At 63.9% G+C, this 20,196-nt stretch carries 14 protein-coding genes and 1 pseudogene; 10 read left to right on the plus strand and 5 right to left on the minus strand.

From position 1 onward, the window contains the following. The first annotated feature begins 233 nt into the window (after positions 1-233). The 3 genes from edd (at position 234) to AACH39_RS10460 (ending at position 3,711) form a co-directional block, all read left to right on the plus strand. Positions 234-2,072: a phosphogluconate dehydratase gene (gene edd, locus AACH39_RS10450; protein WP_215780098.1), complete on the plus strand. Its 1,839-nt coding sequence runs from the start codon at positions 234-236 to the stop codon at positions 2,070-2,072. Next, a complete protein-coding gene (gene eda / locus AACH39_RS10455) occupies positions 2,072-2,695 on the plus strand; it encodes a bifunctional 4-hydroxy-2-oxoglutarate aldolase/2-dehydro-3-deoxy-phosphogluconate aldolase (protein WP_215780093.1) in 624 nt (207 codons plus the stop codon). Before edd ends, eda begins: the two co-directional genes overlap by 1 nt. 233 nt (positions 2,696-2,928) lie before the next feature. Then, positions 2,929-3,711, plus strand: coding sequence for an HDOD domain-containing protein (locus AACH39_RS10460; RefSeq protein ID WP_252346139.1), 783 nt, complete (start codon positions 2,929-2,931; stop codon positions 3,709-3,711). Between the two features lie 69 nt (positions 3,712-3,780). Here AACH39_RS10460 and AACH39_RS10465 read toward each other — a convergent pair whose 3' ends face one another. Together AACH39_RS10465 and AACH39_RS10470 are read right to left on the minus strand one after the other, a co-directional pair. Beyond that, complete coding sequence (locus AACH39_RS10465) at positions 3,781-5,664, minus strand: RNB domain-containing ribonuclease (RefSeq protein ID WP_215780088.1); 1,884 nt, start codon at positions 5,662-5,664, stop codon at positions 3,781-3,783. Between the two features lie 141 nt (positions 5,665-5,805). Further along, positions 5,806-6,573: a DeoR family transcriptional regulator gene (locus tag AACH39_RS10470; RefSeq protein WP_215780085.1), complete on the minus strand. Its 768-nt coding sequence runs from the start codon at positions 6,571-6,573 to the stop codon at positions 5,806-5,808. 190 nt (positions 6,574-6,763) lie between these two features. On the opposite strand from AACH39_RS10470, the gene AACH39_RS10475 reads away from it, so the two are divergent. The 3 genes from AACH39_RS10475 to AACH39_RS10485 are packed head-to-tail and all read left to right on the plus strand — an operon-like array spanning position 6,764 to position 10,940. After that, positions 6,764-8,506: an ABC transporter transmembrane domain-containing protein gene (locus AACH39_RS10475; RefSeq protein ID WP_338619866.1), complete on the plus strand. Its 1,743-nt coding sequence runs from the start codon at positions 6,764-6,766 to the stop codon at positions 8,504-8,506. After that, entirely contained in the window at positions 8,496-10,256 is a 1,761-nt protein-coding gene (locus AACH39_RS10480) for an ABC transporter transmembrane domain-containing protein (protein WP_338619867.1), read from the plus strand. Before AACH39_RS10475 ends, AACH39_RS10480 begins: the two co-directional genes overlap by 11 nt. Positions 10,257-10,265: 9 nt before the next feature. Beyond that, the gene (locus AACH39_RS10485; RefSeq protein ID WP_338619868.1) at positions 10,266-10,940 is read left to right on the plus strand and encodes a hypothetical protein; all 675 of its coding nucleotides are present in this window, start codon (positions 10,266-10,268) and stop codon (positions 10,938-10,940) included. Here AACH39_RS10485 and bla read toward each other — a convergent pair. The 3 genes and pseudogenes from bla to ppc all read right to left on the minus strand — a co-directional run. Further along, positions 10,941-11,732: pseudogene (bla, locus tag AACH39_RS10490) on the minus strand (class A beta-lactamase); the annotation flags it as partial. A 236-nt stretch (positions 11,733-11,968) separates the two neighbouring features. Further along, entirely contained in the window at positions 11,969-13,348 is a 1,380-nt protein-coding gene (argH, locus tag AACH39_RS10495) for an argininosuccinate lyase (RefSeq protein WP_215780076.1), read from the minus strand. A gap of 77 nt (positions 13,349-13,425) precedes the next feature. Then, complete coding sequence (gene ppc, locus AACH39_RS10500; protein WP_338619869.1) at positions 13,426-16,128, minus strand: phosphoenolpyruvate carboxylase; 2,703 nt, start codon at positions 16,126-16,128, stop codon at positions 13,426-13,428. A gap of 147 nt (positions 16,129-16,275) precedes the next feature. Between ppc and hemC the strand changes: the two genes are divergently transcribed. Genes hemC through AACH39_RS10520 form a run of 4 tightly spaced genes read left to right on the plus strand, consistent with a single transcriptional unit; the run spans position 16,276 to position 20,172 of the window. Then, positions 16,276-17,205: a hydroxymethylbilane synthase gene (hemC, locus tag AACH39_RS10505; RefSeq protein ID WP_338619870.1), complete on the plus strand. Its 930-nt coding sequence runs from the start codon at positions 16,276-16,278 to the stop codon at positions 17,203-17,205. Continuing rightward, positions 17,202-17,954 (plus strand): uroporphyrinogen-III synthase, encoded by a 753-nt coding sequence (locus AACH39_RS10510; RefSeq protein WP_338619871.1) that lies wholly within the window; start codon positions 17,202-17,204, stop codon positions 17,952-17,954. Before hemC ends, AACH39_RS10510 begins: the two co-directional genes overlap by 4 nt. Further along, positions 17,951-18,967, plus strand: a complete 1,017-nt coding sequence (locus AACH39_RS10515) for a uroporphyrinogen-III C-methyltransferase (RefSeq protein WP_215780068.1) — start codon at positions 17,951-17,953, stop codon at positions 18,965-18,967. The genes AACH39_RS10510 and AACH39_RS10515 overlap by 4 nt, the downstream gene beginning before the upstream one ends. Beyond that, positions 18,964-20,172: a heme biosynthesis protein HemY gene (locus tag AACH39_RS10520; RefSeq protein ID WP_215780067.1), complete on the plus strand. Its 1,209-nt coding sequence runs from the start codon at positions 18,964-18,966 to the stop codon at positions 20,170-20,172. Before AACH39_RS10515 ends, AACH39_RS10520 begins: the two co-directional genes overlap by 4 nt. Positions 20,173-20,196: the final 24 nt, after the last annotated feature.

Below are 20,196 nucleotides of genomic sequence, written 5' to 3' on the forward strand. Positions count from 1 at the left end.
TGGTTAAGATGTAATTATATTACCACCAGAAAATTCTGCGCAGATTGGATTTGCATCAAGTTAAGCGCCATTTTTTCCAAGTAAGCTGAACACCATTCAATCTAATTAAAGCCTTCCTGTCAGCCGGATAGCACCGGAATGAAGGCAAAAGCCACACCGACGGGAAGGGAATCAGCTTGATTTTTGATTGTAGTAAAATTACCATCATTACACATCCATGCGGGAGTCCAGACATGACGAAACATCCCGTCCTCGTCGAGGTCACAGAGCGAATCATCCAGCGCAGTCGCGTTCAGCGTCAGGCATACCTGAACCGGATTCGCGCCGCGACCCACCAGGGCAAAGTCGAGCGTAGCCAGCTCTCATGTACCAACCTGGCACACGCTTTTGCCGCCATGCCTGGCGATACCAAGCTGCGCATCAAGGAAGTCGCCCGTGCCAATCTGGCGATCGTCTCTGCCTACAACGACATGCTGTCGGCACACCAACCGCTCGAAACCTACCCCGCACTGATCAAGGAAGAAGCCTTCAAGGCCGGCGCCACCGCCCAGTTTGCCGGTGGCGTGCCTGCCATGTGCGACGGCGTGACCCAGGGTCAGCCGGGCATGGAGCTGTCGCTGTTCTCGCGCGACGTCATCGCCATGAGCACCGCCGTCGCCCTGTCGCATCAGATGTTTGACGGCGCCCTGTACCTCGGCGTGTGCGACAAGATCGTCCCGGGCCTGCTGATCGGCGCACTGTCCTTCGGCCACCTGCCGGCCATCTTCGTCCCGGCCGGCCCGATGACCTCCGGCATCAGCAACGATGAAAAGGCCAAGACCCGCCAGCTGTACGCAGAAGGCAAGGTCGGCCGCGACGCCCTGCTGGAGTCCGAGTCCCAGTCCTATCACGGCCCGGGCACCTGCACCTTCTACGGCACCGCCAACTCCAACCAGATGCTGATGGAGATCATGGGTCTGCATCTGCCCGGCACCGCCTTCGTCAACCCGGGCACCCCGCTGCGCGAGGCATTGACCCGCGCTGCTGCCCGTCAGGCCGTCAAGATTTCCGCTCAGGGTGAAGCCTTTACCCCGGTGGCAGAAATCATTGATGAAAAAACCATCGTCAACGCCATTGTCGGCCTGCTGGCCACCGGTGGCTCGACCAACCACACCATGCATCTGGTCGCGATCGCCCGGGTAGCCGGCATCGACATCAACTGGGACGACTTCGACGACCTGTCCGCCGTGGTACCGCTACTGGCCCGCGCCTACCCGAACGGCAAGGCCGACGTGAACCAGTTCCATGCGGCCGGCGGCCTGGGCTTCGTCATCCGCGAACTGCTGGATGCCGGCCTGCTGCACGAAGACGTGCAGACCGTCATCGGCAAGGGGCTGCGCGCCTACACCCGCGAACCCTGGCTCAACAATGGCCAGCTCGACTGGCGCGATGCCCCGGCCGAGCCGCTGGATCGCGAAGTCGTGCGCCCCCATGCCGACCCGTTCTCCGCCGACGGCGGCCTCAAGGTACTGGCAGGTGAACTGGGCCGGGCCGTGATCAAGGTCTCGGCCGTCAAACCGGAGCACCGTGTCATCGAAGCCCCGGCCGTGGTCTTCCACAGCCAGGACGACATGCTGGCCGCCTTCAAGCGCGGCGAGCTGGAAAAAGACTTCGTGGCGGTGATCCGCTTCCAGGGGCCGCGCGCCAACGGCATGCCGGAACTGCACAAGCTGACCCCCTCGCTGGGCATTCTGCAGGAACGCGGCTTCAAGGTGGCGCTGGTCACCGACGGCCGGATGTCCGGCGCCTCGGGCAAAGTCCCGGCAGCGATCCATGTCAGTCCGGAAGCTGCTCAGGGCGGTCCGATTGCCAAGGTACGCGATGGCGACCTGATCCGCGTCGATGCCGTTCAGGGCCGCCTGCAGGTGCTGGTCGATGCCGAAGAATGGGCGCTGCGCACGGAAAGCGATGCCGACCTGCACCATAATGAATACGGCGTGGGCCGCGAGCTGTTCGCGGTCTTCCGCAACACTGCCACCACGGCAGAAGAAGGCGCAACCAGCTTTGCCCTTCCACAATGGGAGAAAATGTAATGGATGCAATTACCCTGCTGCGTCAGGGGCCGGTGGTCCCGGTCATCGTGGTCGACGATCCGGCGATTGCCGTTGACATGGCCCACGCGCTGGTTGCTGGCGGTATCCGCGTGCTGGAAGTGACGCTGCGCACCAAGGCCGCACTGGCAGCCATCCGTCGCATGCGCGACGAAGTGCCGGACGCCATCGTCGGTGCCGGCACCCTGCGCACCCGCCCACAAGTCGAAGCCTGTGTCGATGCCGGCGCCCAGTTCGGCATCAGCCCGGGCCTGACCCCGGAACTGGCCTCGGCCGCCCGTGCCGCCAACCTGACCTTCCTGCCCGGTGTCGCCACCCCGTCGGAAGCGATGCGCGCCGAAGACGAAGGCTTCTCGGTTCTGAAGCTGTTCCCGGCAGAAGCCGTCGGCGGCATCAAGCTGCTGAAGTCGCTGGCCGGCCCCTTCCCGAACCTGCGCTTCTGCCCGACCGGCGGGATCGATCTGGCCCGTGCCAGCGACTACCTGGCCCTGCCCAATGTACTGGCCGTTGGCGGCTCCTGGCTGACCCCGAGCGATGCCCTGGCCGCGCGCGACTGGGACCGCATCACCGAACTGGCGCGTGCCGCCAGCCAGATCGGCGGCTAAGTCAGACAACCGCGTAATAAACCAAGGGTGGCGACAGCCACCCTTTTTTCTTATTCAACAGCCACTTACCCGCATCCCAGTCATTTTCCGGCTGTCTGACCCGGCCTCGATATGCTATCTGGATTTGCATTCGCCGCATGGTTGCCTAATCTCAATAGACACACAGCCATTTTTCGTGGAGATCGATGATGCAGGTGGCAGAGGTTTTTGAAAAAGCATCCGGCAAACTGCCGATGATTCCAAAGGTTGTCCAGGAGCTGGTCAACAGCTTTAACAGTGCCGATGTCATCAACAACGAAGAGATCGCCAAAACCGTCGGTCATGACCAGGTGCTCACCGCCCGGGTACTGCGCCTGGCGAATACCGCCCGCTTCGGCGGCAGCCGGCGCGTCGGCTCGCTGGATGATGCCCTGATCATTCTGGGCTTCGATACCCTGCGCGTGCTGGTGATCGCCTCCGGCATCACCGGCACCACCGCCAACATCCCCAACTTCGATCTCAAGACTTTCTGGAAAGGCTGCTTCGAGATTGCCAATACCGCCAAGGTACTGGCGCGCCTCAGCCACCAGAACCAGCAACTGGCCTTCACCTGCGGCCTGCTGGCACGCATCGGCGAGCTGGTGCTGCACCTGGCCGCCCCGGGCGTCACCCCCGAGATCGAGCGCAAGGTAGGTGACAGCCCGAATCGTATCGATATCGAGCGCGCACTGCTCGGCGTCGATTCGACCCAGGTCGGTGCCGAACTGGCCTGGCGCTGGAGCTTCCCGGAGCAGATCGTGGCCGCCATCGGCCAGCAATACCCGCTCGACGGCAAGGAAGGCAAGGCCCCGCTGGCCACCGTCATCGGACTGGCCAAGCAGATCGTGCGCGACTTCAACCAGCAAATCGACAGCGAAACCGTCTTCAAGCTGCTGCCGGACAGCGCCCTGACACAACTGGGTATCACCCGCGAACAACTGCAGGCCAGCGCCGACGAGCTCAAGGAAGCCAGCACCACGGTCGACGATCTGTTCTGAGCCATACAGGTAAACGAAAGAGGGCGCCGCAGCGCCCTCTTTGCCATGGCAGATCGCCGACGCGGGCACTCAGCCCTCTTCGCCGTCCACCACTTCTGCCGCCTCACCGGCCACCGGCCCCAGATAGCGACACTCGATGTCCTGCATCAGTTCATCAATGCGGGTAATCGCCAGGCGGATATGGGTGCCCGTCGGCATTTCCGGCAGACCGCCGACACGCAGACGCAGCGGGACACCATCCACCCGCACCAGATCTTCCTTCAGATACACGGCCGTCAGCTCGCTGATCCCCTCCTGGCCGAACCAGCGCAGACACCAGAAGTGCTCCATGCGATCCTGAAAACCCAGATAAGCCGAATAAGCGGCATCGAAATCACGCAGAATGGCAAACAGCATGGCATCGTTCTGCTCGAACGGCGGCTTTTCGCCCCGGATCATCGCCACCAGCTGACGCTGATTGACAAAGTCGGAAGCCCGACGCAGCGGCGAGGTCGACCAGGCATATTGCGCCACCCCCAGACCGATATGCGGCTCCGGCCGGGTGGTCATGCGCACCTTGCCCATGCTCTGCGCCCGATACAGACCGGGAATGTCCGCCTCGCCCAGCATGCGGCCCCATTCGCTGTTGGCCAGAATCATCAACTCCGACACCAGCTTGTCCATCGGTGCCCCGCGCTTGCGCGGCGTGATCTGTACCTTGCCATCCACGATGGCAAAGGTGTAATCCAGCGGCTGCACCCGGGTCGGGTCAAACTTGCCGCGACGCTTTTCCAGCGCATTGGCGAAATGCCACAGCCAGATCAACTCGCGCTTGAAGGCATAATCCACCCCCGGATCATTCAGCAGGGTGTCCTCATTGAAGACCTTCTCCAGCTCGGCATGACGCAGGTTGGCGGCAATCGGCACCAACTCGATGCGGTTTTCGTACCCCACCGGCTCGAAGTCCGGCGTCACCTCGACATACAGACTGAGCGCCGGGCAATTCTGCCCTTCCAGCAAAGTAAACGACTGCACCACCTCGTCCGGCAGCATGGTGATCTTGTCGCCCGGGTAATACACCGTCGACAACCGGCTGTAGACGATGCGCTCCAGATCGGAACCGACCGCGATGCCCAGCGTCGGCGCCGCGATATGGATGCCGACGCGCAGATTGCCATTGGCCAGCGGCGTCAGCGACAGGGCGTCGTCAATCTCGGTGGTGGCGGCATCATCGATGGAGAAAGCCTTGACCTCGGCCAGCGGCAAGGTCGTCGCATCGACCGGCTGCACTGGCTCGGCGTAATGAAAACCGGTGCCCTTGGGAAAATGCTCCATCAGGAAACCGGCCAGCAGATACTCCGGCACCGAACGGATGCCACCGACCTTGTCGGCCAGGCGCAAAGGCGGCAGGCCGCTCTGCTTGCAAGCCTGGTCAAAAGCCTTGAACTCCAGACTGTTCTTGTCCGGACTGAACAGCAGGGCCATCAGCTTGTCGGCCACTGCCTGCGGCAGTTTGCCCGCCACCAGCTCACCGGCCCACAGATTGATCTGCTCCTGCTCGCGCTTCTTGCGCTCCGCACCAGCCAGCGCCGCCTTCAGCGCCTCTTCCGGTGCGGCCTTGAAACGCCCCTTGCCCTTCTTGTAGAAGTACATCGGCGCCGAAGACAGACGCTGCACAATGGCCGCCGCCTCGACGGCAGAGGGGGCATGCCCCCAGTAATCGCGCGCCAGATCCTCATAAGCAAACTCGTCGCTGCCGCAGCACTCCCACAGAAAATCCAGATCGATGTCCTCGGCCAGTGCCTCGGCCTGAGTCAGAAAAGTATCGAGCGGGCTGGCAAACTCGAGAATGACATTGGCAGCCTTGATCTTGGCCCGCTTGCCATGCTGGGTATCCACCTGGAAGCTGGCATCGCTTTTGGACACAATGCTGCCGACCTTGAAACTGCCACTCTCTTCGTAAAATACGTTCATCCGCGCGCCAGACTGTTGCAATCAGTAAAGCCGGGATTATAGCAGGGAGCTACTGCGACGAGGATTTCGCTTGGAATACAGGGAGAAAATTCGGAAAGGGCACCAGGTAAGGTGGTGCCCATCAATCAGAATTGAACCGGATCAGCTGTCGGCCATGACCAGGCGAACGTTGTGCTGCTCCAGCAATTTGGTCAGCGCTTCAGGCGGACGAGCATCGGTGAACATCACGTGGAACTCGCTGATATGCCCCATGCGCACCAGCGCATTACGGCCGAACTTGCTGTGGTCGGCTGCCAGATAGCGATGGCGGGCATTGGCCATCATCGCCTGCGCCACCCTCACTTCACGATAATCGAAATCCAGTAGCGACCCGTCCGCCTCAATGCCGGAGACACCGAGAATGGCGTAATCCACCTTGAACTGATTGATGAAATCCAGCGTGGCAACCCCGGTAATGCCGCCGTCGGAGGCACGCACCACCCCGGAGGTAATCAGCACGTTGAAATCCGGATTGGCCGACATGGTCGAGGCCACGTGAATATTGTTGGTAATCACGCGCAGGCCCTTGTGCGTCGCCGACAGTGCCTGGGCCACCACCTCGATGGTGGTGCCGATGCTCATGAACAGGGAGGCATGGTCGGGAATGCTGGCGGCGATCAGATCGGCGATATGCGCCTTTTCATTCTGCAGCTTGCCCTTGCGGGCAAAGTAATCTTCGTTTTCGACACTGGAGCCCAGCGCGGCCCCGCCATGATAGCGCCGCAGCAGGTTGTCTTCGCACAGCTGGTTGATGTCGCGGCGAATGGTCTGGGGCGTGACGGCCAGGATGCGCGCCAGCTCTTCAATCGGCATGAAGCCGTTCTCGCGAACCAGTTGCAGGATTTTGTCGTGACGGGGTGAGCGGCTCATAAGGATTCGATTTCGAAAATCAGTCTGAGTTAATTATCATAAACACCCCCTGGCAAGCAACCCAAAGTGCGAATCCGCTCATGATTTGCCGCAATGAATGCCCAAAAGGATTCGAATAGTCGTACTGGCCATTCCATTCAGGTATGCATAGAATGTTCGCTTAGCCATCCCCGCCCCCCGCCAAGGCACCATGACCCTGTCCAGACTGCTGTATTCCTTCGTTCTGCGTCACCGACGTGCCTACTGTCTGGCGGCCGTGATGCTGGCGATGGTCGGCATGCTGACCGTGATGATTCCGCGTCAGGTCGGACATATCGTCGATGCCCTGGCTGCGCGCCAGTTGCACGGTACCCCGCTGTTGCTGTCACTGGGCGAACTGCTGCTGATGGGTCTGGCCATCTACGGTCTGCGCGTCAGCTGGCGGCTGCAACTGTTTACCGCCTCCTACCAGCTGGGTGTCGAACTGCGCACCCGCCTGTACCGCTCGCTGGCCCATCAGGGCCCGGCCTTTTTTCAGCAACAGCGCACCGGCGACCTGATGGCGCGCGCCACCAACGACATCGACTCCGTGGAGATGGCCGCCGGCGAGGCCATGCTGGCCGGTTTCGACGGCCTGCTGACCCTGCTGCTGGTACTCGGCATGATGACCTTCGCCATCGACTGGCGACTGGCGGCCGCCGCCTTGCTGCCCTTCCCGCTCATGGCCTGGGGCTTCAGCCGCATCGCCAACCAGATCCACCGCGCCTGGGGCGATGCCCTGCGCCACTTCGGCCGCATGAACGACCACGTGCAGGAAGCCCTGAGCGGGGTCCGTACCCTGCGTGCCCTGGGGCTGGAAACGCTCAACGATCGCCAGATGACCGCCCTTGCAGCCGCCGCCTCGGACAGCAGCCTGGACGCCCAGCGCTGGGAAGCGGCCTTCGATCCGGTCGTCGGGCTGGCCCTGGTCAGCGCCAACGTCATCGCCCTGTCGCTCGGCGGCTATCTGGTCTGGCAGGGACAGCTCACCATCGGCGCGCTGACCAGTTTCAGCATGTACCTGGTGCAATTGATCTGGCCGATGTTCGCCGCGGGCTGGGTGCTGTCGCTCCTGCAGCGCGGCAACGCCGCCTGGCAACGCCTGCAGCCGATCTTTGCCGCCGCGCCTTCCGTACCCGACCTGGGCCGGCAGACGCAGCTGCAACCTGGCCCGCTGCGCTTCCAGCAGGTCGGTTTTTACTACCCCGAGCAACAGACACCGGCACTCTGCGGCATTGACCTGCAGATCGAGCATGGCCAGACCATCGGTATCGTCGGCCCGACCGGCAGCGGCAAATCCACACTGCTAAAACTGCTGATGCGGCAATACCCGCTGCAACAAGGCCAGATCGACTGGCAGGGTACCGACCTGGCCGACTACCGGCTCGGCACCCTGCGCGGCGCCATCAGCTGGGTACCGCAGGAGCCCTTCCTGTTCTCCGCCAGCGTGGCGGACAACATTGCCCTGGTGCAGCCACAGGCCAGCCAGCAGGACATCGAACGCGTCGCCCGACTGGCCGCCGTACATGAAGACATCCTGCGCCTGCCACAAGGCTATGGCACGCCGGTTGGCGAAAAGGGCGTCGCCTTGTCGGGTGGCCAGCGCCAGCGTCTGGCCATTGCGCGCGCCCTGCTGGCCGACACCCCGCTCCTGCTGCTGGACGACGCCCTGTCCGCCGTGGATACCCAGACCGAGCACCAGATCCTGCAACACCTGCGTGATGCCCGCCGCGGTCGCAGTGTCCTGATCGTCAGCCATCGCCTGTCGGCAGTGGCCGATGCCGATCACATCGTCGTCATGCATGGCGGGCGAATCGTCGAACAGGGCAACCACGCGACACTGCTGGCCAAAGATGGCTGGTATGCCAGTCAGTGGCGCTATCAACAACTGGAGGCCAGCCTCGATGCCGTCTGAATCCCCCCGACTCGACCGGCGTGCCGCCCTGACCCTGCTGGCGCAGGCAGCCGCCCCCGACCGCCGCCACCTGTGGCTGGGCGGTGTCTGGCTGTTGCTGGCAGCCCTGCTGGAAGCCTCGGCGCCCTTCCTCGGCAAGGTGTTCATCGACAGCTACCTGCTGCCGCACCATCTGGCCTGGCCGGCGATGATCGGCCTGCTGGCGGCCTCCCTGCTGCTGGGCTACGGCGCGGCCCTGATCCGCTACCTGCAACTGGTGCGACTGGCCGGTGTCGCCATGCGCGCCGTACAGCGATTGCGCGAACAGGTCTTCGCCCATGTCATCCGTCTGCCGATGGCCTTCTTCGACCAGGCCATCACCGGACAACTGGTCAGCCGCGTCACCAACGATACCGAGTCGGTCAAGGCGCTGTACGTCCAGGCCCTGTTCGTGATTCTCAACAACAGCATCATCGTGCTGGGGGCCCTGGCCGCCATGGCCTGGCTGGACTGGCATCTGATGCTGGTTTCGCTGCTGCTGTTTCCCGCGACCCTGGCCATCGTCTGGCTGTACCAGCGGCTGAGCGCCCCCTCGGTGGCCCGTGCCCGCGCCCTGCGCAGCGAGATCAACGCCCAGATGGCCGAATCCATCTCCGGCATCAGCGTGCTGCAGGCCAGCAATGCCGAGGCACGCTTCATCCGACGTTTCGATGACACCAACCAGCACTACTACCAGGCCCGCCTGGGCGAGTTGCGCGCCAATGCCTGGCTGCTGCGACCGGCGCTCGACCTGCTCAATGTGCTGCTGCTGACGGTGGTGATCTACCGCTTCGGCCTGCGCGAGCTGGGCGGACGCGAAATCGGCGTCCTGTATGCCTTCGTCAGCTATATCGGCCGGGTGGTCGAACCGCTGATCCAGATCACCATGCAATTCGGCCAGCTGCAGCAGGCGGTCGTCGCGGCGGCCCGTGTCGATCAATTATTGGCCGAGCCGGGCATGCAGGCAGATCAGGGGCAGGGGAAAATCGGGGCAGGGTCCGTACGCTTCGAGCAGGTCGGCTTCAGCTATCAAAGCGGGCATCCGGTATTACACGATCTGACGCTGGATATTCCGGCCGGCAGCTTTGTCGGCATTGTCGGCCATACCGGCAGCGGCAAGTCCACCCTGCTGTCCCTGCTGTTGCGCTTCTATCGCCCGCAACAAGGACAAATCCTGATCGACGGACAGCCACTGGACAGCCTCGGCAGCGTCGCCTTCCGCGCCGGTGTCGGCCTGGTGCCGCAAGAGCCTTTTCTGCTGGCCAGCAGCGCGTTCGACAACATCGACATGGGCCGGGGACTGTCCTCACAGCAGATCGAAGAAGCCGCCCGTGCCGCCGGCGTGCATGAGCTGATCCTGTCGCTGCCGCAGGGCTACGCCACCGACATGGGAGAAAGCGGCGGACGCCTGTCGAGCGGGCAAAAGCAACTGATCGCCATTGCCCGGGCCCTGGCCGGACGACCCAGCATCCTGCTGCTGGACGAGGCCACCTCGCATATCGACAGCGCCACCGAACAGCTGGTACAGCAGGCGCTGGCCCGCCTGACCGGCAAGATCACCCTGATCTCCATCGCCCACCGCCTGTCCACCATCCGCGACGCCGATCGCATCATCGTGCTCAGCCATGGCCGCATCGCCGAATCCGGCCGCCACGATGAGCTGATGCAGCAAGGCGGGATCTACCAGCGTCTCTACCTGCTGCAACAACTGCAGACCGCCGAGGCGGTCTGAGGAGCCTCTATGCGTACAACCCTGCCCCTTTGCCTGCTGCTGATCAGCGGCACCTGTCTGGCGGAAGCCCCCCAGCCCAACCTGTCGGTCACCACCGCCGTGGTCACCCACCAGACCGACTTTGGCAGCAGTTCCCAGCTCCAGGTCGGTGTTTCGGCGCTGTACCCGACCCGCTACGGTGCCGCCTACTGGCAGGATGGCGAAGGCGGCTGGCTGCTGCCGGCGCCCGGTGGCTGGGTCTCGCTCGGCGCGGCCTTCGAACCGGTTTGGTCCCTTGGCAGCCATGCCTCACAAAGTCTGGGGGTCGCACGCTACGGCCTGGACCTGCCCAATGACGGCACGCTGTCCGTCGGCTATGCCAGCCGGCTCGGCAACCACAACCCGGGACATCTGCTGGTCGCCAGCCTGGATGCCCCGCTCACCATGCTTGGTCGCCACAAACTGAGTCTGGTGGGCTGGGCCAGTCTGGCCGACAAGACCCGTCGCCAGTCCCTCGATCACCAGAACCAGGCACAGGACGGCTGGCAACTGGAGCAGGGCAATCTGCTGCTGGTGGTCTCCCACCCGCTCAGCGGCAACTGGTATCTGGATGCCGGCGTTGGCAGCCATTGGCAGGCCGATCAGAACAGCCACCATACCGCTGGCTGGCAAACCCTGCTCGGTGTTACCTGGGAAATGAAATAATCAGGGTGCGGGCTGCAGCGTGCTGCTGACGATACGCGCCGCCTGCGCCAGCACATCGCGCCGGGCAGAGGCATTCGGATCGTGCTGGGTGAAGTAGGTCACCAGCACCAGCGGTGCCTGTCCCTGGCGCCAGATCACGGCAATATCGTTGGTGGTACCGTAATCCCCGCTGCCGGTCTTGTCCCCCACCACCCAGCCCGCCGGCACACCGGCGCGGATGCTTTCGCCCCCGGTAGTATTGCCCTTGAGCCAGCTGACCAGCTGTGCCCGCTGCGCCGGCGCCAGCGCATCGCCCAGCGTCAGCTTGCGCAGACTGTCGGCCATGGCGGTCGGCGTGGTGGTATCACGCACATCTCCCGGTTTGGCGCTGTTGAGCTGGGGTTCGGTGCGGTCAAGCCGGAAAGTCCGGTCACCGATCTGGCGACTGAAGCGCGTCACCCCCACCGGGCCGCCCAGCTCGGCAATCATCTTGTTCATCGCCGGATTGTCGCTGTACTGCACCGCGGCGGCGGCGATATCACGCCAGCGCATGCCTTGATTCATGTGCTGATCGGTGATCGGCCCGTAGCCTGCGCGGTCTTTCGGCCTGATCGGCACCTGCCGGTCCAGCAGACCGGCATCCGACTCGCTTTTCTTCAGCAGGCCGGCCGCCGCCATCACCTTGCTGGTACTGCATAGGGCAAAGCGTTCGTCGCCGCGGTAGCTCATGCGTGTGTTATCGGCGGTATCGATCAGCGCCACCCCCAGTCGGCCCCCGCTGCTTTGTTCCAGCTGCGCCAGCTGCTTCCGCATGGCTTGCTGCTGAGCCGGGGTCAGTGCCAGCGCAGGGGTTGGCAGGGTGCACAGCGACAGCAGTAGCGCCGAGAGCCGGAAAACGGGCAGTTCATCCGTCAGTTTCATGGTCATGGTCTGGGAAAGTGATCTGAACCGTTTGGGCTGCCGACGACGGGTGAAGTTCCAGAAAAAACAGCGCCGTCCGGCGGCTTGCCGGACGGCGCTGTGGATTTCAGACAATCTCCAGACGGAGATCAGGCCAGCCTCTGCCGCCAGCGCGCAATCTGTGCCCGCACCTGGGCCGGCGCCGTACCGCCGACATGATTGCGCTGCGCCAGGCTGCCTTCCGGCGTCAGCACCTGGTAGATGTCCTCGCCAATCAGCGCGCTAAAGCCCTGCAGCTCGGTCAGCGACAGCTCGGCCAGATCGCGCCCCTGCTGTTCGGCATGGCGCACCGCCAGTGCCACCACCTCGTGACTGTCGCGGAACGGCAGTCCCTTTTTCACCAGGTAGTCGGCCAGATCGGTCGCCGTGGCAAAGCCCAGCAACACGGCGCGGCGCATGGCCTGCGGCTTGACCGTAATGCCGCGCATCATGTCGGCGTAGATGCGCAGCGTGTCGATCAGGGTATCCGCGGTATCGAACAGCGGTTCCTTGTCTTCCTGATTGTCCTTGTTGTAGGCCAGCGGCTGCGACTTCATCAGCATCAGCAACCCCACCAGATGGCCGCTGACCCGCCCGCTCTTGCCGCGCACCAGCTCCGGCACGTCGGGATTTTTCTTCTGCGGCATGATCGAGCTGCCGGTACAGAAGCGGTCGGCGATATCGATGAAACCGACACTTGGGCTCATCCACGACACCAGCTCTTCCGACAAGCGCGACAGATGGGTCATCACCAGGCTGGCGGCGGCGCAGAATTCGATGGCGAAATCACGATCCGACACGGCATCGAGCGAGTTGTGGCAGACATCGTCAAAGCCCAGCAGCTCGGCCGTATAGTGGCGGTCGATCGGGAAGGTGGTGCCGGCCAGCGCCGCCGCCCCGAGCGGCAGGCGATTGACGCGGCGGCGACAGTCGGCCAGCCGCTCGGCATCGCGCGCCAGCATTTCCACATAGGCCAGCATGTGATGGCCGAAAGTCACCGGCTGTGCCACCTGCAGATGGGTAAAGCCCGGCATCACCGTCTCGGCATGCTGCTCGGCCAGATCCAGCAGTGCGCGCTGCAGATCGCCGACCAGCGGTCCGATCAGATCCAGCTGGGCACGCAGCCACAGCCGGATATCGGTCGCCACCTGATCGTTGCGGCTGCGGCCGGTATGCAGGCGCTTGCCGGCGTCGCCGATCTTGTCGGTCAGGCGGCGCTCGATATTCATGTGCACGTCTTCCAGATCCAGTCGCCACTCGAACTGACCGGCGGCAATCTCCGCCTGAATTTCGGCCATGCCGCGGCGGATCGCCGCCAGGTCCTCGGCCGAGAGCACCCCGGCACGCGCCAGCATGGCGGCATGCGCCAGCGAACCCTCGATATCGTAGGGCGCCAGACGGTAATCGAAACCGATGGAAGCAGTGTATTTCTTCACGAGTTCCGACACCGGTTCGGAGAACCGGCCGGACCAGGCATGTTGATCTTGCATCTGGATGTTTCCTTTTCTCTCTTTGTCGTTCTTGATGCCGCCGGCGAACGGGGCGGCGCACCGCCCCGTGTCACCGCTCAGCCACTGTTGCGCAGGCCGGCCGAGATCCCGTTGATGGTCAGATGGATGGTATACAGCGCATCGGCATCATCCGGATTGCGGCGCAACTTGCGCAGCAGCTCGACCTGCAGCAGGTTGAGCGCGTCCAGATACGGCAGGCGGGTCGCCAGACTGCGCGCCAGCGTCGGGTTGTTTTCCAGCAGCTGCTTCTGGCCGGTAATGGCAAACAGCGCCTCCTGAGTACGCTGCCATTCACTTTCCAGCGCACTGAACAGCTGATCCGCCAGCGCGCGGTCTTCCACCAGATCGGCATAGCGGCGCGCAATGCGCAGATCGGCCTTGGCCAGCACTTGCTCCATATTCGACAGGATCACGCGGAAGAAGCCCGAGTTGCGGGCCATGTCCTGCAGGCGCTGCATGCCGCCGCGGCCGTGGCGCTCGACAAAGGCCGTCACCGCGGAACCAAAGCCATACCAGCCCGGCAACATCACACGCGACTGCGACCAGGAGAACACCCAGGGAATGGCGCGCAGATCGGTGATCGAATTCAGGCTCTTGCGCGACGCCGGCCGGCTGCCGATATTCAGCTTGGCAATGGCATTGATCGGCGTGCCTTCGAGGAAGTACTGCATGAAGCGCGGGGTTTCCACCAGCTGGCGATAGGCCGCATAGGCATCGGCAGACAACTCGTCGAACGCCGCACGGTCCACCTGTTCGCTGTGCACCTGACTCAGGGTCGCCTCCAGCGTCGCGGCCACCAGGGCCTCCAGATTGCGCAGGCCGATGTCCGGGTCGGAATACTTGGACGCGATCACCTCGCCCTGCTCGGTAATGCGGATACGCCCGGCCACCGATCCGGCCGGCTGCGCCACGATGGCCTCGAAAGCCGGACCGCCGCCGCGCCCCACCGAACCGCCGCGCCCGTGGAACAGCTGCAGACGCACCCCGGCACGGGAAAAACTGTTCACCAGACGGGTTTCAGCCTGATACAGCTCCCACTGACTGGTCAGATAACCGCCATCCTTGTTGCTGTCGGAATACCCCAGCATCACTTCCTGCAGATCGCCACGGCTCTTGAGCAGCGCGCGATACCAGGGCAGGGCAAACAACTGATCCATCACCTGATCCGCCGCACGCAGGTCGGCGATGGTTTCGAACAGCGGCACCAGATTCAGGCTGGCCACCGGCTGGCCATCGACCAGACGGATCAGTCCGTTCTCCTTGAGCAGCAAGGCCAGTGCCAGCATGTCGCTGACCGAGGCGCAGTTGGAGATGATGCTCTGCCCGATGGCCTCGGCACCGAAGTCACGCTGGATACGCGCCGCCTCGAGGAAAATCGCCAGCTCCTTCTGCGCCAGCTCGCTATAGGCGGCAAAGGGCGACACCAGGGCGCGCGGCGAAGACAACTCGCGCAGCAACAGCTCGACACGGCGCGCATCATCGGCGGCGGCATAGTCTTCCAGCCCGGCATGGGCAAACAGCTCCCCCACCACCTGCTGGTGCAGGCCGGCAAACTGGCGCATGTCCAGCGGCATCAGGAAGAAGCCGAACACCTCCAGCGTGCGGATCAGCCGGCTCAGCCGCCCCTCGGCCAGGCTGGCGCTGCCATGGCTGCGCAGCGATTCGGCAATGGCACGCAGATCCGTCAGACAGGCCGCCACATCGGCGTAGTCATCATCCCCGTGCCAGCGGCCATGCAGTTTGACCCCCAGCCGACGGGCGGTATTGGCCAGGCGCGCCTGCACCGTCGCCAGGGCGCGACGATAGGGCTCCTCCTCGCGGCTGACCTTGTCATCCGGCGACACCGCCGACAGGGCCGCGACCGCCGGACTGACCTCGACATGGCGAATCGACAGCGACAACTCGCGGTACAGCGAGGCCAGTTCATCCAGATAGTGGTGGAAAGCCGCTTCAGCCTGATGGGTGATGGCGCTGTGCATCACATCGGCATCGACATTGGGATTGCCGTCACGGTCACCGCCGATCCAGCTGGCGACACGCAGGAATGGCTTGAGTTGCGGCGCCTGCCCCCAGCCTTCGGCGATCAGCTGGCTAAGCCGCTCGTACACCTTGGGCAGCGCACTGAAAAAGGTCATCGGGTGGTAGGCCACCCCGTTTTTGATCTCGTCCAGCACCGACAGCTTGAACGGACGGATCTCGGCGGTCTGCCACAGCGCCAGAATGGCACGCTTGAGCTTGGCTTCGAGCTCGGTTTTCTCTTCCGGCAGCAGACCGGGCTGATTGAGCCGGTGCATGAAGCGCCGCACGGCACGATGGCTGTCCAGCACGCTCTGGCGCTGCACCTCGGTCGGATGCGCCGTCAGCACGGCAACGATCGAGGCCTCGGACAGCATGCCGGACAAGCGGTCAAAACCGACCTGCTCCTGCTGCAGCTGCTGCAAGGCACGCTCCAGACTGCCCTGCTGCGGCGCCGAACCGGCCAGCCGGTGCGCCCGGCGGCGGCGGGTATGGTGCAGATCTTCGGCAATATTGAACAGCTGCGCATACAGGCCACAGGCCCGCACCAGCGCACTGTCGGCATCCGCCGGCAGGCTGGCGGGCAACTTGCCCTGCTGCTGCAATTGTTGCGGAATGGCCCGCATTTCCTGGTACAGCTGCGGGCCGGCCTGCTCGCTCAGCACTTCGCCCAGCAAACGTTCAAGCCGCGCCAGATCATTGCGCAGCGGCAAATCCTTTTCGAATTGATTCTTGTTATCCACCCTTAGTCACCCGGTTCATTGTTTTTAGAGATCAGAGTTCATTCTGCCTCATTTCCCCGGCGATTGGGACGCCATTTTTTGCAGCGCAAAACCAGACAACTTGCATGATAGAATCGGCCATCGCCACCCAAATCAAATCAACGCTTCATGGACAAAATCGTCATCGCCAGTCGCGAAAGCCGTCTGGCCATGTGGCAGGCGGAACATATCCGCAGCCGGTTGCAAGCACTCTACCCGGGCCTGACCGTCGAGATTCTCGGCATGACCACCCAGGGAGACCAGATCCTCGACAAGACCCTGGCCAAGATCGGCGGCAAGGGACTGTTCGTCAAGGAACTGGAAGTCGCCTTGCAGGAGGGCCGGGCCGACCTGGCCGTGCACTCGATCAAGGACGTTCCCATGGTCTTGCCACAGGGCTTTGCCCTCGCCGCCATCTGTACCCGCGAAGACCCGCGCGACGCCCTGGTCAGCAACCGTTACCAAAACCTGGCCCAACTGCCGCACGGCGCCGTGGTCGGCACCTCGAGCCTGCGCCGGGAAGCCCAGCTGCGCGCACGCTTCCCGCACCTGACCATCCGCCCGCTGCGCGGCAACGTCCAGACCCGTCTGGCCAAGCTGGACAACGGCGATTACGACGCCATCATTCTGGCCGCCGCCGGCCTCAAGCGTCTGGGACTGGGCGAGCGCATCGCTGCCCTGATCGAAGCGGATGACAGTCTGCCCGCCGCCGGACAGGGCGCACTCGGCATCGAGATCCGCGCCGACCGCAGCGATCTGCACGCCTTGCTGGCACCGCTGAATGATGCCGACAGCCATGCCTGCGTCAGCGCGGAACGGGCCCTGGCTCGCGAAATGGGCGGCAGCTGTCAGTTGCCCCTCGGGGCCTTTGCCACCCTGCGCGAGGACATCCTGACCCTGACCGGCCTGCTGGCTCACCCGGACGGCTCGGTCATCCTGCGCGCCGAGGCCAGTGCCCCGCGCGACTATGCCGAAGCCCTCGGGCGCGCCGTGGCGAAGAAGCTGGATGAACAGGATGCCCGCAGCCTGATCGCCGACATCCTGCAGCAACAGGCATGAGCCTCGCCGGACGCACCGTCCTGATCACCCGCCCGGCCAGCCAGTCCGGCGCTCTGGAGGCGCTGCTGCGCGCGGAGGGCGCCCGACCGCTGCGCTTTCCGCTGATCGCCATCGAACCCGAGCCATCCGTGCTGGCCACGCTGGCGCCGCGCGCCGCCGCGGCCGACTGGCTGATCTTTACCAGCCCCAGCGCCATCGACCTCGGCTGGCCGGCCTTGCGCGAGATGAATACCACGCCGCGGCTGGCCTGCGTCGGGGCCGCCAGCGCAGAAAAACTCGGCAAGCTGGCGCAACGTCAGGTAATCTACCCTCAGGCAGGCAGTGATAGCGCATCGCTATTGGCCCTGACCGAACTGCAGGACATCCGAGACCAGTTCATACTGATCGTGCGCGGCGCCAACGGCCGTGAAGAACTGGCACAGGCGCTGAAGCAACGCGGTGCCCGGGTCGCCTTCGCCGACATCTATCGGCGGGTCGACACCACACCGGACTGGGCCCTGTTTGACCGCCAGGCGGCAGCGGGCAAGCTGGACGCCTGCATCGCCACCACGAGCGAAATTGTCGAACGATTGTTTCGGCTTGCTGGCAGCGACCGTGCCCGGACGCTACAATGCCTGCAGTACTGTGTGCCACACCCTCGTATCGCCGAGCGACTGGCGGCACTAGGCGTGGCGCGGATCGTGACAACCCGGGCGGACGACGCAGCAATGGTCGCCGGCCTCAAAGAATGGTTCTCCCGTCATCCATGAGCGAATCCCAGCTGCTGGACGCAGAAAAGTCCGAACAACCCACCCTGCCACCACAAGAGAAAAAGCCCTTCAACTGGGCACTGTGGCTGGCGCTAGGCGCCCTGGCCTTTTCCGGCTGGCAGCTCTACGACACCCAGCTGCAACTGAGCGCAGTGCGGCAGGATCTGGCACGCCGCAGCGTCGAGCCGGCGGTCAAGACCATGACCGAACAGCTGCGCGCCACCGATGGCAAACTGGCCATGCTGGAAGCGCGCATCAACCAGTCGAACAGTCAGTTCGCCGCCCTGAGCAATATGTATCAGGACATGAGCAAGGTGCGCTCCGACTGGTTGCTGTCCGAAGTCGGCCATGCCCTGGCGCTGGCCAGCCAGGAACTGCAGCTGGCCGGCAACGTCCCCAGTGCCATCACGGCCCTGCAGGCCGTCGATGCCAGACTGGCCGCCTTCGACCGGCCGGAACTCATCGGCGTCAAAAAAGCGGTCGCCCAGGATCTGGAGGCGCTGCGCGCCCTGCCCTTCCTCGACATCATCGGTCTGTCGGCCCGCATCGACAGCCTGAGCCAGGGCGTGGACAAACTGCCGCTGAGCGTCGACATCCAGCGCCAGCCGGTCACAGCGGTGGCCTACGACCGCAACGCCCCGTTCTGGAGCCAGCTGATCCATGACATCTCGCAAAGCTTCGGCGAACTGGTGCGCATCCGCCGCATCGACAAGCCGGAGGCCATCCTGCTGACGCCGGAGCAGTCCTTCCAGCTGCGCGAGAACCTCAAGCTGCATCTGCTGGATGCCCGCATAGCCCTGCTGCAACGCAATGCTGCCCCCTTCAATGCCGACATGGTCGCCTTGCAGAGCTACATCGACCGCTACTTTGACCACAGCGCCCCGGCCACCCAGCAATGGCTGGCCCTGCTGGCCGAGCTGAAGAACGCGCCGATCAACAATGCCCTGCCCGATCTGTCTGCCAGCCTGAAGGCCGTCAACAGCGCGCAGGCCGCGCCGGAGGTCAAGCCGTGAAATTCGTGATCTGGATCACCGGCCTGTTCGCCCTGGCCGTGCTGGTCGGGTTGGCAGCCACCGTCAACAGCGGCTACGCCATCCTCTACCTGCCGCCGTGGCGCATCGAGTTTTCCTTCAACCTGCTGATCGTGGCCACCATCGCCCTGATCGCCGTCACCTATGGCCTGCTGCGCCTGCTCAGCCTGGCAGCCGGACTGCCGGCCGAAGTACGCCGCTTCCAGCGCCAGAAGCAGCTCAAGCAGGCACGCCATGCGCTGCGCGATGCCGGCATCGCCTTCTTCGAAGGGCGCTTCCAGAAAGCCGAGCGCGCGGCCGCACGCGCGGTCGACAGCGAGCATGCACCGGAGAACAAGGCCCTCGCCCTGCTGATTGCTGCCCGTTCGGCCAGTGCCCAGCATGACTACGACAAGCGTGATGACTACCTGGCCCGCCTCGATGCCCTGCCCGAATCACTGCAACTGGCTCGCCACATGCAGGAAGCCGATCTGCGGCTGGAAGCCAAGGACCCGCTCGGCGCCCTGGCCGCCATCGACCGTGCCCGCTCGATCTCGCCCAACCTGACCAATGCCCTGCGGCTGGAGCTCAAGATCCGCCTGCAGCAGAAGCAACCCGAAGCCGTGCTGTCGCTGACCGAAAAGCTGCTCAAGGCAGACGCGCTCGAACCGGAACAGGCCCGTCGCTATCGTCAGGCGGCTTACAGCCAGCAGCTGGAAACCCTGATCAACGGTCGCGAGATCCTCGACTGGCTGCGTAAAGTGCCCGAGGCCGAGCGCAAGCTGCCCGGACTGGTCGCGCGCGTGGTGTCGCGACTCGTCGAGGCGGGAGAAGCCGACCAGGCTGCCGTCCTGCTGAGCGAAGCCCTTGCAGATGAAGACAGCGCCACGCCGGAGCTGACGCGCGAACTGGCGCATCTGGCCGACCAGCTGACCGAGACCCGCCGCCTGGAGCTGATCAAGACCGGCGAGCAATGGCTGAAACAGCGCCCGCGCGACCACATGCTGCTGCTGGCCCTGGGCCGTCTGGCCATGAGCCAGCAACTGTGGGGCAAGGCACAGAGCTATCTCGAAGCCAGCCTATCGATCCAGCCGACCCTGATTGCCCATGCCGAACTGGTCAAGCTGTTCCAGCAGACCGGCAAGGAAGAGCAAGCTGCCCAGCATTACCGCGACAGCCTGGAACTGGCGCTCAACCTGGGTTACTGATTGTCGGGAAACCTTCAGGACAAA

The sequence above is a fragment of the Paludibacterium flexuosum genome, from assembly GCF_037076605.1.
In the GTDB taxonomy this organism is placed as follows: Bacteria; Pseudomonadota; Gammaproteobacteria; order Burkholderiales; family Chromobacteriaceae; genus Paludibacterium.

Coding starts and splice junctions, on each gene's coding strand:
- edd (WP_215780098.1), top strand. CDS start 234: ATGACGAAACATCCCGTCCTCGTCGAGGTCACAGAGCGAATCATCCAG.
- eda (WP_215780093.1), top strand. CDS start 2,072: ATGGATGCAATTACCCTGCTGCGTCAGGGGCCGGTGGTCCCGGTCATC.
- AACH39_RS10460 (WP_252346139.1), top strand. CDS start 2,929: ATGATTCCAAAGGTTGTCCAGGAGCTGGTCAACAGCTTTAACAGTGCC.
- AACH39_RS10465 (WP_215780088.1), bottom strand. CDS start 5,664: ATGAACGTATTTTACGAAGAGAGTGGCAGTTTCAAGGTCGGCAGCATT.
- AACH39_RS10470 (WP_215780085.1), bottom strand. CDS start 6,573: ATGAGCCGCTCACCCCGTCACGACAAAATCCTGCAACTGGTTCGCGAG.
- AACH39_RS10475 (WP_338619866.1), top strand. CDS start 6,764: ATGACCCTGTCCAGACTGCTGTATTCCTTCGTTCTGCGTCACCGACGT.
- AACH39_RS10480 (WP_338619867.1), top strand. CDS start 8,496: ATGCCGTCTGAATCCCCCCGACTCGACCGGCGTGCCGCCCTGACCCTG.
- AACH39_RS10485 (WP_338619868.1), top strand. CDS start 10,266: ATGCGTACAACCCTGCCCCTTTGCCTGCTGCTGATCAGCGGCACCTGT.
- argH (WP_215780076.1), bottom strand. CDS start 13,348: ATGCAAGATCAACATGCCTGGTCCGGCCGGTTCTCCGAACCGGTGTCG.
- hemC (WP_338619870.1), top strand. CDS start 16,276: ATGGACAAAATCGTCATCGCCAGTCGCGAAAGCCGTCTGGCCATGTGG.
- AACH39_RS10510 (WP_338619871.1), top strand. CDS start 17,202: ATGAGCCTCGCCGGACGCACCGTCCTGATCACCCGCCCGGCCAGCCAG.
- AACH39_RS10515 (WP_215780068.1), top strand. CDS start 17,951: ATGAGCGAATCCCAGCTGCTGGACGCAGAAAAGTCCGAACAACCCACC.